Below are 12,506 nucleotides of genomic sequence, written 5' to 3'. Positions count from 1 at the left end.
AGTCCTGGCAATCAATTCTGGCCGGGCATCACAGCCGCTGCCTGCACCTCCTCCCCCGTGGGGGTGCGTCCAGATCCCCGCACGGAGATACCTGCACCAATGGGCACCACGTCCTCCACTCCCGCACCCGCACCCGAGGGCGCCGTCGAGACCCGCGGCATCGAGCCCGTTCCCGACAACGAACGCCAGGGCCGCGTCCGCGAACTCTTCCCGACCTGGGTCGCCGCCAACATCAGCGTGTTGCTGCTCACCATGGGCGCCTCGCTCGTGGTGAGCAACGGGCTGAACTTCTGGCAGGTCCTGCTGGTGGCCGCGATCGCCGCGTCCGTCGCCTTCGGCATGGTGGGCGTGCTGTCGGTCTCGGGCAAGTGGGGCGGCGCGCCCGGCGCGATGCTCTCCCGGGCCACCTTCGGCGTCCGCGGCAACTACTTCCCCGGCGCGATCTTGTGGGTCGCCCGCTTCGGCTGGGAAACGATCAATGCGGTCACCGGCGCCTACGCGGTACTGACCGTGCTGCATCTGCTGCTGGGCATCGAGAGCAACAACGTCCTCGTCGTCGTCACCCTGCTCGCCTTCGTGGCCGTGACGTACCTGGTGAGCGGTCTGGGCCGCAAGGCGCTGAACGTCTGCAACAAGTACTCGACGTATCTGTTCGGCCTGTTCAGCATCATGGTGCTGGTCTACCTCGTCGCCACGATGGACTGGGACGCCATCTTCGCCAAGAAGGCCGGCACCACCGCCATGGTGATCGCGGGCATCGGCACCATCGCGGCCGGCGGTATCAGCTGGGTGCCCACCGGGCCCGACTTCGCGCGCTACCTCCCGCACTCCGCGTCCGGGAAGAAGATCGTCGGCACCACCGTCTCCGGCGCGGCCCTGGTGTTGCTGCCGATGGTGCTGATGGGCGGCGTGATGGCCGTCTCGAACCCGAAGCTGGCCGGCCAGAACACCGACCCGATGTCGTTCCTCGGCACCATCCTGCCGTCCTGGCTCGCGGTGCCGTACCTGGTCACCGCGCTGGTCGGCATGGTGCTGATCAACAGCCTGTCGATGTACTCCGCCGGTTTCACCGCGCAGACCATGGGCGTCAAGCTCCCGCGTGCCCTCGCGGTCAGCATCAACGCCGTCATCAGCCTGGTCGGCGGCCTGTTCATGATGCTGGTGGCCAAGGACTTCATCGGCCAGTTCATCGCCTTCCTGACGCTGCTCGCGGTCTCCTTCTCCGCCTGGATCGGCGTCTACGGCGTCGACATGGCCCGGCGGCGCAAGCTGGCGGTGCGCTATGACGCCGACAGCCTGATGAACACCGGCCGCACCAGCCGCTACTGGTACACCGGCGGTTTCTGCTGGCAGGCCATGACGGCCTGGGCGGTGGCGCTCACCGCGGGCCTGTGCTTCACCAAGGTCCAGTGGTTCACCGGCCCGCTGGCCACCACCTGGATCGGTGAGAACGGTCTGGGCTGGGCGGCCACGATCGCGATCGCCGCGATCACCTTCGCCGTGCTGCCGGCGCCCCGGGAGACCGTCCCGGCGGCCGGGGCCGACGGCGCGGCCGAGGCCCGGGAGCCGGCCGAGGTGGGCTGACCCGGCGCCGCCCCGCGGACCGGATCCCCCCTCTAGTGATCTGACGCAACGTCAGCTAGCGTCCCCTTCGCCAACCGCCTTGGCGAAGGGGACGTTTGCCATGTCTGCCCAGCCTTCCCTGCCCTCCCTGCCGGTCACGGTCCTGCGCATCAACCTCGTCGACCCCGCCCCCACCCCCGCCACGCTGTCCGCGCGCTACCGGGCCGCCGTCGAGATGGCCGAGTTCGCCGACGACCGCGGGTTCACGATGGTCCAGACCGAGGAGCACCACGCCACCACCAACGGCTGGATGCCCTCCCCGCTCACCTTCGCCGGCGCCGTCTTCGGCGCCACCCGCCGCATCGGCGTCACCCTCTCCGCGCTGATCACCCCGCTGCACGACCCGCTGCGGCTGGCCGAGGACCTCGCCTCGCTCGACCTCCTGAGCGGCGGCCGGCTGGTCACCGTCGCCGGCCTCGGCTACCGGCCCGAGGAGTACGCGGCGCACGGCAAGGACTGGACGGGCCGTGGCGCGCTCCAGGACGAGGTACTGGAGACCCTGCTGTCCGCCTGGACCGGCGAACCGTTCACCTACCAGGGGCGTGCGGTCCAGGTCACCCCCCGCCCGTACACCCGGCCGCACCCGCTGCTGCTGATCGGCGGCAGCTCACGGGCCGCGGCCCGGCGCGCGGCCCGGCTGGGGCTCCCCCTCTTCCCCAGCGCGCACCTCCCCGGACTGGAGGCCTACTACCACGAACAGCGCGCCGAATTCGGCACCGAGGGCTGGGTGCTCCAGCCGCCCGAGCGGACCTCGCTCCTCCATGTCGCCGAGGATCCGGACCGCGCCTGGGCCGCGTACGGCAGCCATCTGCTGCACGAGGCCCGGATGTACGCCTCCTGGCAGTCCGCCGGCATCCGCTCGGCGGTGCGCTCGTCCGCCCAGGACGCCGCGGCCCTGCGGGAGGAGGGTGTCTACCGCATCGTCACCCCGGACGAGTGCCTCGCGCTCGCCCGGCAGGCGGGCGGCCGGGGCTCGTTGATCCTGCATCCGCTGTGCGGCGGTATGCCCGTCGACGAGGGCTGGCGCTCGCTGCACCTGTTCGCCGAGCGGGTGCTGCCGGGCCTCGACGGCTGAGGGCAGGACGGGTCTCAGCCTTCCGGGTAGAAGACGAACAGGACACAGCCCACCGCCGACTGCGGTACGTGCCAGGACCCGGCCGGCGCATGGAGGAAGGATCCGGCCGGGTGGTCCCGGTCGCCGTCGTGGAAGGTGCCCGAGACCACGAAGACCTCCTCGGGCCCCGGTGTATGCACATCGATGCCTTCCCAGCAGCTGCCCGGGTCCATCTCCAGCACCTGGGCCTTCGCCCCGTCGGCGCCGGTCCACAGCGGCCTCGTCCGGATGCCGGGGAACAGCTCCTTGACCGGTGCGTCGTCCACCGTGGTCCACACATAGCCCGCGGTCCCGCCCACACCTCCGGCGCCCCGCCCGTGCTTCGTCCAAGGCCCGTCCCGGGTCGGGTCCGTGGCCGCCTCCGCGGTCGTCTCCGTCTCGCTCATGGCTCCACCCTCGTCGAACGGGACGCCCTCCCCCAGTGTCAGAAATGACGCGCTGAAGTACTTTCCTGCCATGGCCGGATCGCCGCGGCACCACGATCCGGGAAGAGCTACGAGGCCCGGGGCGCGCAGAGACCCGGGCACAAAAAACGGGTACTGCCCGGGGTCCCTGATGACCCGGGGCAGTACCCAGTACTGAGGAGAAGGACTGGCGGGGGGTTAGCCCATCTCCTCCAACGCCTTGCCCTTGGTCTCCTTCACGAACTTGAGCACGAAGGGGATCGAGAGCAGGGCGAAGACTGCGTAGATGACGTACGTACCCGAGAGGTTCCAGTCGGACAGGCTCGGGAAGCTGGCCGTGATGGCCCAGTTGGCGATCCACTGCGCACAGGCGGCGACGCCCAGCGCGGCGGCACGGATCTTGTTCGGGAACATCTCGCCGAGGAAGACCCAGACCACGACGCCCCAGGAGAGGGCGAAGAAGAGCACGAAGACGTGGGCGGCGATCAGCGCCACGGTGCCTTCGGTGGGCGGCAGGGTGCCGGCCGCGGTCTTGGCGGAGAAGGCCCACGCCTCCAGGGCGAGCGAGATGGCCATACCGGCCGAACCGATCAGCGCCAGCGGACGGCGACCGATCTTGTCGACGAAGACCATCGCGATCACGGTGCCGATGATGTTGATGATCGACGTCGTGAAGCTGTAGAAGAACGAGGCGCTCGGGTCGATGCCGACGGACTGCCACAGCGCCGAGGAGTAGTAGAACGCCACGTTGATGCCGACCAGCTGCTGGAAGACCGACAGGCCGATACCGACCCAGACGATCGGCAGGAAGCCCATCTTGCTGCCGAGCAGGTCCTTGAACGACGACTTGTGCTCGCGGCGCATCGCCTCCTGGATCTCGGTGACCCGGGTGTCGAGGTTCACGGTGTGGCCCTCGACCTCGGCGAGCACCTCCTTGGCGCGGGAGACCTTGCCGACGGAGATCAGGTAGCGCGGCGACTCGGGGATCGCGAAGGAGAGCAGACCGTAGAGGACGGCCGGGACGACCATCACCCCGAGCATCCACTGCCAGGCCTCCAGGCCGGCGATCTTGCCGCGCTGGTCGCCGTCGGCGAGGTTGAGGATGCCCCAGTTGACGAGCTGGGAGACGGCGATGCCGACGACGATGGCAGCCTGCTGGAACGAGCCGAGACGGCCCCGGTAGGCGGACGGCGAGACCTCGGCGATATAGGCCGGGCCGATGACCGAGGCCATACCGATCGCGAAGCCGCCGATGATCCGCCAGAAGGCGAGGTCCCAGAGGGCGAACGGCAGAGCGGAGCCGACGGCACTGACGGTGAACAGCACCGAGGCGATCTGCATCACGCGGATGCGGCCTATGCGGTCCGCGATCCGGCCCGCGGTGGCGGCGCCGATGGCACAGCCGATCAGCGCGATGGCGATCACCTGGGCGAGAAGTGCGGATCCGACGTCGTAGCGGCTGCGGATCGCCTCGACGGCACCGTTGATGACGGAGCTGTCATAGCCGAAGAGGAAGCCGCCCATCGCGGCAGCCGCGGTGATGAAGATGACATGGCCGAGATGCTCGGGATGGGCCTTGCGGCCTTCCGAACCCGTCGGCTGCGCGGTGCTGGTCAACGTGAACTCCAGTGGCCCGGCTGCGCTGCCGGGTTAGGGGGCTGGCCCTTCTAGTGGTGCATAGCTTGGGGGCACCCACCACTTGAAGGTAAAAGCAACGTTGCAGAGACTATGCCTTCAAGTTTCGAAGTCAATAGGGCGTAATAAATTTGTTTCTCGGCCACCCGAGAGACAGTTCGTTCAAGTTCTGAACTGATGGGTCGTCGGACACTCCGGGCGATCAATAGCGGCGCCGCGGAGGGGCGCAGAGCCGCCGATTCCGGTCGGTACCGGCCCGCGAAGCCCGTCGTGGACGCGGGCTCCGCGCCCCCGCTCAGTGCAGTCGCTGGCTGATGACCTTCGATACGCCGTCACCCTGCATCGACACGCCGTAGAGCGCGTCCGCGACCTCCATCGTCCGCTTCTGATGCGTGATCACGATCAGCTGGGAGCTCTCCTGCAACTCCTCCATGATCCGGATCAGCCGCTGGAGATTGGTGTCGTCCAGCGCGGCCTCCACCTCGTCCATCACATAGAACGGGCTGGGCCGCGCCTTGAAGATCGACACCAGCAGCGCCACCGCGGTCAGCGACCGCTCACCGCCCGACAACAGCGACAGCCGCTTGACCTTCTTCCCCGGGGGACGCGCCTCCACATCCACCCCGGTCGCCAGCATGTCGTCCGGATCGGTCAGCACCAGCCGGCCCTCGCCGCCCGGGAAGAGCCGCGCGAAGACGCCCTCGAACTCGCGCGCGGTGTCGTGGTAAGCCTGGGTGAAGACCTGCTCCACCCGCTCGTCGACCTCCTTGACCACCTGCATCAGATCGGCCCGGGTCTTCTTCAAGTCTTCAAGCTGTTCGCTCAGGAACTGGTGCCGCTCCTCCAGCGCCGCGAACTCCTCCAGCGCCAGCGGATTCACCTTCCCGAGCTGCTGATACGCCCGCTCGGCGGCCTTGAGCCGCTTCTCCTGCTCGGCTCGTACATACGGCACCGGCTGGTTGCGCGGATGCTCCGGATCATCCGGGAGCACCTCACCCTCGGCGGCCGGCGAGGGCGGGACGAGCTGTTCGGGGCCGTACTCGGACATCAGCCCGGCCGGCTCCACCCCCAGCTCCTCCAGCGCCTTGGTCTCCAGCTGCTCGATCCGCAGCCGCTTCTCCGCGCCCAGCACCTCGCCGCGGTGCATCGAGTCCGTCAGCTTGTCCAGCTCGGACTTCACCTCCCGGCCCCGGTTGCGCTCGGCCACCAGCGCCTGCTCCCGCTCGGTCTTGGCCCGCTCCGCCGCGCCCCGTTCCTCCTCGGCCCGTACGGCCGACACCTCGACATGCGCCAGCAGCTGCCGGGCGCCGGCGGCGACCGCACCGGCCACCTCCGCCTCGTGCCGCAGCCGGGCACGCCGCCGCTCGGCCCGCATCCGCGCCTCGCGCTCGGCCCGCGCCCCCCGGTCCAGCGAATCCGCCCGCCCGGCGAGCGCCTTCACCCGTTCCTCGTGCGTACGCGCCTGGAGACGGGCCTCCATCTCGGTCTGCCGCGCATTGGCTCCGTCGGCGGCCAGCCGGTCCCGTACGGACGTATCGGGCTCCTCGTCGCCGACGCCCGGCTCCTCCTCGGCCACCGCAAGGCGCTCGGCCAGCTCCTCGGCCTCCTCGGTGGCCCGCAGCAGCGCCTCCTCGGCCTTGGCCGCCGCCGCGTCGGACCGCTCGGCCTCGCCCGCGGCCGCCCGCGCCTGCCCGCCGAGCCGGCCCAGGTCCCCGGCGACCTTCGACTTCTCCCGGTCCGCCGCCCGCCGCCGCTCGGCCAGCTCCTCGACCAGCGCGGCACACTCCGTACGACGCTCCGCCGACGACCGCTGCGCCTCCGTCAGCCGCTCGCAGCGCGCCGCCAGCTCCTCCAGCTCGGCCGCCGCCTCGTCGACGGACGCCTGTACCTCCAGCAGGCTCGGCGCACCGGCGGAGCCGCCGTGCGCGAAATGCGCCCCGAGCAGATCGCCCTCACCGGTCACGGCCATCAGCTCCGGCCGGGCGGCCACCAGCTCCTCGGCCTCCTCCAGCGTCCCGACCACCACGACATCCCGCAGCAGCCGGGCCACGGCGGCCGTCAACTCCGCGGGCCCCCGCACCAGTTCATCCGCCGGTACGGGCTCGGAACGAGGTCCGGGCACACGATGCCCGGCCGGCCAGGGAACCGCCGAACCCCCGGCCGCACCCTCACGTGAGGCAACTAGCGCCCCTTCGCCCCCCTCGATCGCACCAGTGCCACCACTAGCCCCATTGATTCCATTTGCCCTGCCAGCCCCACCAGCCCCACCAGCCCCAAGAGCCACATCGCTCGCACGAGCCCCGCGGATGCTGTCGGCCCCACTCCGCACCGCCACCTGAACAGCCTCGGCACCCTCGGTGTCCTCCGCGACTCCCCGGACCTCAGCAGCCCCCATTTCCTCTGCCGACTCTGCCGATGCCACCGACTCCACGGCCCGCGCGGGCGCAGGAACCAGCCCCGCGCCGTTCCGGCTCCCGCTTCCCCCCAGCACCATCGCCGCCCGCCCCGCGTCCTGTTTGCGCAGCAGCCGGATGGCCTCGGCGGCCGTGCCGGGGCCGGTGACGGCGAGAGCGTCCGCGGCCACCCCGAGGGCGGCCGCCACCGGGACCTCGAAACCGGGGGTGACGGTCAGCAGTTCAGCGGCCGGGCCGAGCAGACCGGTGAGCTGGTCGGCGGCGGCCAGCAGCGCGCCGGTACCGTCCTTGCGGCGCAGCCCGAGGGCCAGCGCATCATGCCGTGCGGCGGTCGCCGCCCGCTCACGCTCGGCCGCGGTCAGCGCCTCGCGCGCGGCGGACAGGTCCGACTCCGCCTCCGCCAGCTCCTTGCGGGCCGCCTCGTGCCGCTCGGCGATCTCCTCGTCGTCCGCGTCCAGCCCGTCGACCTCGGCCTTGAGCTGTTCGTACTCCTCCTGGGCGGCGGCCGCCCGGCGCCGGGCGTCATCCCTGGCCTCGGCCAGCCGGCCGATCTCCGCCTGCGCCGAGGCGGCCCGGCCACGGGCCGCGGTGACCTGTCCGCTCAGCCGCGCCAGGCCCTCGCGACGGTCGGCGATGGCCCGGGCCACGTCCCGCAGCCGCCGTTCCTCGTCCGCCAATTGCCGCTCCAGCTCGGCACGGTGTTCGACGGTGTCCTCCAGCGCCCGGCTCGCCGCCTCCAGCGCGGCCGTCAACTCCGCCTCCTGCTCGCGGATCCGGGCGGCCTCGCGCTCCATGTCCTCGGGGTCGCGCCCGTGCCGCTCCTCCGGCGGGGCCGCCGTGGCGCTCTTCACCCGCGCCTCGGCCAGCGAGATCGTGCCGCGCACCCGCTCCGCGAGCTGGGAGAGCTCGTACCAGGTCTGCTGCGCGCGCTGCACCCGCGGCGTGAGCGTACGCACCTCCTCCTCCAGCGCCGCCTCCTGCTGCTGGGCACTGCGCAGCCGGTCCTCGGCGGCCTGCTTGCGTTCCTTGAGCGCCGCCTCGTCCGCGATCTCGGCGCGCAGCGCCCGGCGCAGGGTGACGAGGTCGTCGGCGAGCAGCCGCAGCCGGGCGTCGCGCAGGTCCGCCTGGATGACGGCGGCGCGCCGGGCGACCGCGGCCTGCCGTCCCAGGGGCTTGAGCTGGCGCCGCAGCTCATCGGTCAGATCCTGGACGCGGGCGAGGTTGGCCTTCATCGCGTCCAGCTTCCGCAGCGCCTTTTCCTTGCGCTTGCGGTGCTTGAGGACGCCGGCCGCCTCCTCGATAAAGGCCCGGCGTCCCATCGGATCGGCGTGCAGAACGGAGTCGAGCTGGCCCTGCCCGACGATGACATGCATCTCCCGGCCGATTCCGGAATCGGAGAGCAATTCCTGGATGTCCAGCAGCCGGCAGGTGTCACCGTTGATCTGGTACTCACTGCCGCCATTGCGGAACATGATCCGGGTGATGGTGACTTCGGCGTACTCGATCGGCAGTGCACCGTCGGAGTTGTCGATGGTGAGCGAGACCTCGGCACGGCCGAGCGGCGGCCGCCCGGTCGTCCCGGCGAAGATGACGTCCTCCATCTTCCCGCCGCGCAGCGACTTGGCGCCCTGCTCGCCCATGACCCAGGACAGCGCGTCCACGACATTGGACTTGCCGGAGCCGTTGGGACCCACGACGCAGGTGATGCCCGGCTCGAACCGCAGCGTCGTGGCGGAGGCGAAGGACTTGAAACCTCGCAGGGTCAAACTCTTGAGATGCACGCCGTTGGACTCTACCGGCCGCTCCTCGGCGGGCGACCCCAACATTCCGGCGCCGATCACCGCCCCGTACGGCCCCCGGGTATACCGAGCCGTTCATTTTCGGTTTCATTGACGAAAGCGCAGGGCACATCATGCGGTAAGGGAGGGGCGGCACGGCGGAAAATGGTCGTACGGTCCGCGGGAAACGCGGGAGTAACTCAGTACCGGGAAACGACGAAGGGACGCCGAAGCGTCCCTTGCAGATCTTGAAGAGAGCGGTCCTCAAGCGGCTGGCGAGCAGCCCTACCCGCCCTTGGGTTGAGGTCAGGTGAGCGCGGGCTCCGCCTGGGGTACGTCGAGGTCGAGCATCGAGTCGTCGTGACGTGCGGCAGCGGACAGCATGTCGTTTTCGGCCTGCATCCGAATAAGCTCGGATTCAAGGTCTTGAACGCGCTGCTGAAGCCGTCGCATCTCGGAGAGGACTCGGGGGTCGGAGCCGCCGACGTAACCGAGAAGCGCCTTTGCCATGATGGATGGTCCTCCACAATGAGTGACCGACCGAAGCGGTGTGGGTCGTGAGGGATTCGCACCCGCGGTGCTTGTCATTCTCTGGTGTACTCAATGCCAAACAGCTAAGGTGCGCGGGGATTCCAGAGTCTCACCAAACGGTTTGACGGTCAACACGATCACACCCCGTATCCTCGGGCACCTGAGAGTGCGCGGCCGCGAGGGCGCTGCGCCGACTCCCCAGAAAGGTCCCGCGGGGGCGTAGAGATCATCCGTACAGCGGCAGCCTTGCACGGGTCGGCCGAGTTGGCAACCACCAGGCCTTATCTCCTGTAAGCAGCTGACAAAGACGCATCCGCGAGATCGCCCGAGACGGCCGTACGGACGGTTCCGGCGGGCTCGCTCAGCGGATCTCGAAGCCGTCGTAACCGCCGCGGGGCGTGTCCCATATCTCAGTGACTCCGGTGACCCGCCCGGGCGTGTCTCCGGTACGGAGCCAGTCCAGCAGCGCATCGCAGTGATCCTTCGGCCCCTCGGCGACCACCTGGACGCGGCCGTCTCCGAGATTGACTGCAAATCCGGCGAGTTCGCCGATGCGAAGGGCGTTGGCCCGGGTGAACCAGCGGAACCCGACGCCTTGGACCTGACCACGCACCCAGGCGGTCACACGGACATCTTCGTTCATGTGTGCACGTTAACCGGCCAATTGCTCAGCGGTCACTTCTGCCCCTTGCGCCATGGCGTACAGTCCCCCGACAAGCGAGGCTCACTCTTATGGGTGAGCCGTCTTGACGCTGAGGACGGAAGGAAGACAGCGGATGGGCCGCCATCGACGCTCTGCTCCCCCAGCCCCCGAAGCCCCCGGCGCGGGGGCTGTTGACGCACCGACGGCCCAACGGCCCGGCGCGTCATCCGCGGCCCGGCGCCGCGGACACCGTTCGGCTCCGCGCCGCGGAATGGCGCCCGTACGCACCGGACTGCTCGGCGCGTCCGCCGCGATGGCGATGGGGGCCGTGGCGGTCGCCTCCGGACTGATCCCCGGCCACGGCCAGTTCGACGGGGGGACGAGCGGCGACCCCGGTGACCGTGTCCGGGCCGGCGCACTGCCGGAGGCCACCGCGCCCCTGGGCGGCGGGTCGGCGACCCCGGCCGACCGTGCCACGGAGCAGGCGAGCCGCGGCGGCGCCCGTTCCGCGGCCCCCGGCACCGGCCGCCCCTCCTCCCCCACCACCCCCTCGACGTCCCCCTCCCCGCACCGGCCGGCCAAATCACCAACGGCGACGACCGGTTCGCGCAGGTCCGCCGAGCCCGCCGAGCGGCCGTCCTCGGCGGCGCCCGTACGCAGCGCGGCACCGACGAAGGCGCCCGACACCGGGGCGTCCGCCGAGGAGCAGGTCCTGTCCCTGGTCAACCAGGAGCGCGCGCAGGCCGGCTGCTCCCCCGTGACGGCGGACAAGGAATTGGCCGGACTCGCACAGCAGTTCAGTGACGACATGGCCCGGCGCGGTTTCTTCGACCACACCGACCCGGACGGCGACACGCCCTGGGACCGTGCCGACGCCGCGGGCATCAAGGACCTGGGCGGCGAGAACATAGCCCGCGGCCAGGCCACCGCGCAGGCCGTCATGGAGTCCTGGATGAACAGCCCCGGACACCGCGCCAACATCCTCAACTGCGACTACAAGACCCTCGGCGTCGGCGTGCACTTCGGGCAGGGCGGCCCCTGGTGGACGCAGGACTTCGGCTTCTGAGGCAGCCGCCCGGCCCGGGGTGCCAGCCCCCGACACGTGAGACGCCCGCGCCGCCCGTGATCCGTCACGGGCGGCGCGGGCGTACGGCGTACGGGCCCCGGGGCCCGGTGCGCGGGTCAGGCGGCGAGCGCGGCCCGGCCCGCGGCGAAGATACGGGCCTGCTCGGCGACGCGGCGGCCGAGGTGCTCGGCCGTGGCGACATCGGCCTTGTGGACCCCTTCGGCACCCTGGTCGTTGGGGGACTGGGCACCGGCCCCCAGGAAGAAGCCCAGCCGGTTGAGGTCGTTCTCCGAGGCGGTGGAGGAGTTCCAGCCGGGGAGCAGGTTGAGGCTGACCCAGCTCATGCCGTGCTGGGCGGCGAGCACCGTGAAGAACTGGAGGGTGTGCAGCTTGTCCCCGCTCTTGGAGGCGGAGTTGGTGAAGCCGGCCGCGAGCTTGTCCTGCCAGGCGCGGGTCGCCCAGCGCTTGGCGGTCGCCTCGGCGAAGGTGTGGAACGCGCCGGAGGCCGTCCCCATGTAGGTCGGCGAACCGAAGACGATCGCGTCCGAGGCGTCGAGCAGTTCCCACTGGGCTTCGGTGATCTCGTCCACCTTGATCAGGTGGACGGTGGCCCCCGCCTCGGCAGCCGCGGCGCGGACGGCCTCGGCCAGTACGGCGGTGTGGCCGAAGCCGGAGTGGTACGCAATGGAGACGACGGGGGCGGGCAGGGCAGGGCTGGTCACGGCGGTTTCTCCTCAAGGTCACGGCATCCCGGGGCGGTCGGTGCCCCGGGCGTCGGGCTGCGATGAGAGAAGAAAAGCACTAACTTTTAGAAAGCGCAACCCATTGGTTAGCGCTGCGCAGAGGTATGGTGTCCGGTATGGCGACCGAGAGCACTGCCGAGACGGCCGACGAGCCCACCACCGGCTGTACGGACGACCTGGCCTACGACGTTTTCGCGCGCGACTGCCCGTCCCGTGAGGCGCTCAAGCACGTCACCGACCGATGGGGCAGCCTGACACTGGGCGCGCTGCTCGACGGCACCTTCCGCTTCAACGAACTGCGGCGCCGGGTGTCAGGAGTGAGCGAAAAGATGCTGGCCCAGACCCTGCACGCACTGGAGCGCGACGGCCTCGTACACCGCGAGGCACAGCAGACCAACCCGCCCCGGGTGGATTACGCGCTGACGCCGCTGGGCCACCAGGTCGCCGGTCAGCTCCAGGTACTGATCGCCCTGGTGGAGGACCGGATGCCGGAGGTGCTCCGGGCACGGGAACGCTATGACGCACGGCACGCCGGGAGCTGAGCCCGCGGACGCG

At 70.4% G+C, this 12,506-nt stretch carries 10 protein-coding genes; 4 read left to right on the top strand and 6 right to left on the bottom strand.

Features of this window, described 5'->3' with window-relative positions; translation table 11 throughout:
• Positions 1-99 precede the first annotated feature (99 nt).
• Both K7C20_RS26480 and K7C20_RS26475 read left to right on the top strand, forming a co-directional pair.
• A complete protein-coding gene (locus K7C20_RS26480) occupies positions 100-1,584 on the top strand; it encodes a purine-cytosine permease family protein (protein ID WP_053209337.1) in 1,485 nt (494 codons plus the stop codon).
• A gap of 100 nt (positions 1,585-1,684) precedes the next feature.
• Positions 1,685-2,698: an LLM class flavin-dependent oxidoreductase gene (locus tag K7C20_RS26475; protein ID WP_030084661.1), complete on the top strand. Its 1,014-nt coding sequence runs from the start codon at positions 1,685-1,687 to the stop codon at positions 2,696-2,698.
• A 14-nt stretch (positions 2,699-2,712) separates the two neighbouring features.
• Here the strand turns inward: K7C20_RS26475 and K7C20_RS26470 are convergent, their stop codons facing one another.
• The 5 genes from K7C20_RS26470 to K7C20_RS26450 all read right to left on the bottom strand — a co-directional run bounded on the left by K7C20_RS26470 (position 2,713) and on the right by K7C20_RS26450 (position 10,142).
• Entirely contained in the window at positions 2,713-3,036 is a 324-nt protein-coding gene (locus tag K7C20_RS26470; RefSeq protein ID WP_030084663.1) for a cupin domain-containing protein, read from the bottom strand.
• Between the two features lie 303 nt (positions 3,037-3,339).
• Entirely contained in the window at positions 3,340-4,758 is a 1,419-nt protein-coding gene (locus tag K7C20_RS26465) for a sugar porter family MFS transporter (RefSeq protein ID WP_030084665.1), read from the bottom strand.
• 313 nt (positions 4,759-5,071) lie between these two features.
• Positions 5,072-8,971, bottom strand: a complete 3,900-nt coding sequence (locus tag K7C20_RS26460; RefSeq protein WP_053209345.1) for an AAA family ATPase — start codon at positions 8,969-8,971, stop codon at positions 5,072-5,074.
• Between the two features lie 303 nt (positions 8,972-9,274).
• On the bottom strand, positions 9,275-9,478 hold the full coding sequence (locus K7C20_RS26455; protein WP_030084672.1) for a hypothetical protein: 204 nt from the start codon (positions 9,476-9,478) through the stop codon (positions 9,275-9,277).
• Positions 9,479-9,860: 382 nt separating this feature from the next.
• Positions 9,861-10,142: an acylphosphatase gene (locus K7C20_RS26450; protein ID WP_030084673.1), complete on the bottom strand. Its 282-nt coding sequence runs from the start codon at positions 10,140-10,142 to the stop codon at positions 9,861-9,863.
• A 133-nt stretch (positions 10,143-10,275) separates the two neighbouring features.
• Here K7C20_RS26450 and K7C20_RS26445 point away from each other — a divergent pair, with 133 nt between their 5' ends.
• Positions 10,276-11,208 (top strand): CAP domain-containing protein, encoded by a 933-nt coding sequence (locus K7C20_RS26445; RefSeq protein ID WP_222892664.1) that lies wholly within the window; start codon positions 10,276-10,278, stop codon positions 11,206-11,208.
• A gap of 116 nt (positions 11,209-11,324) precedes the next feature.
• On the opposite strand, the gene K7C20_RS26440 is transcribed toward K7C20_RS26445, so the two are convergent.
• Positions 11,325-11,915: a flavodoxin family protein gene (locus tag K7C20_RS26440; RefSeq protein ID WP_209443937.1), complete on the bottom strand. Its 591-nt coding sequence runs from the start codon at positions 11,913-11,915 to the stop codon at positions 11,325-11,327.
• A gap of 152 nt (positions 11,916-12,067) precedes the next feature.
• Here K7C20_RS26440 and K7C20_RS26435 point away from each other — a divergent pair, with 152 nt between their 5' ends.
• The gene (locus K7C20_RS26435; protein ID WP_048830230.1) at positions 12,068-12,493 is read left to right on the top strand and encodes a winged helix-turn-helix transcriptional regulator; all 426 of its coding nucleotides are present in this window, start codon (positions 12,068-12,070) and stop codon (positions 12,491-12,493) included.
• Positions 12,494-12,506 lie beyond the last annotated feature (13 nt).

This window comes from Streptomyces decoyicus (assembly GCF_019880305.1).
Taxonomy (GTDB): Bacteria; Actinomycetota; Actinomycetes; order Streptomycetales; family Streptomycetaceae; genus Streptomyces; species Streptomyces decoyicus.
This window is presented reverse-complemented; position numbering and strand designations above follow the sequence as displayed.

Excerpts from the sequence above, each read along its gene's own strand:
- K7C20_RS26450 (WP_030084673.1), bottom strand. The coding sequence starts at position 10,142 with ATGAACGAAGATGTCCGTGTGACCGCCTGGGTGCGTGGTCAGGTCCAA.
- K7C20_RS26475 (WP_030084661.1), top strand. The coding sequence starts at position 1,685 with ATGTCTGCCCAGCCTTCCCTGCCCTCCCTGCCGGTCACGGTCCTGCGC.
- K7C20_RS26480 (WP_053209337.1), top strand. The coding sequence starts at position 100 with ATGGGCACCACGTCCTCCACTCCCGCACCCGCACCCGAGGGCGCCGTC.
- K7C20_RS26455 (WP_030084672.1), bottom strand. The coding sequence starts at position 9,478 with ATGGCAAAGGCGCTTCTCGGTTACGTCGGCGGCTCCGACCCCCGAGTC.
- K7C20_RS26435 (WP_048830230.1), top strand. The coding sequence starts at position 12,068 with ATGGCGACCGAGAGCACTGCCGAGACGGCCGACGAGCCCACCACCGGC.
- K7C20_RS26445 (WP_222892664.1), top strand. The coding sequence starts at position 10,276 with ATGGGCCGCCATCGACGCTCTGCTCCCCCAGCCCCCGAAGCCCCCGGC.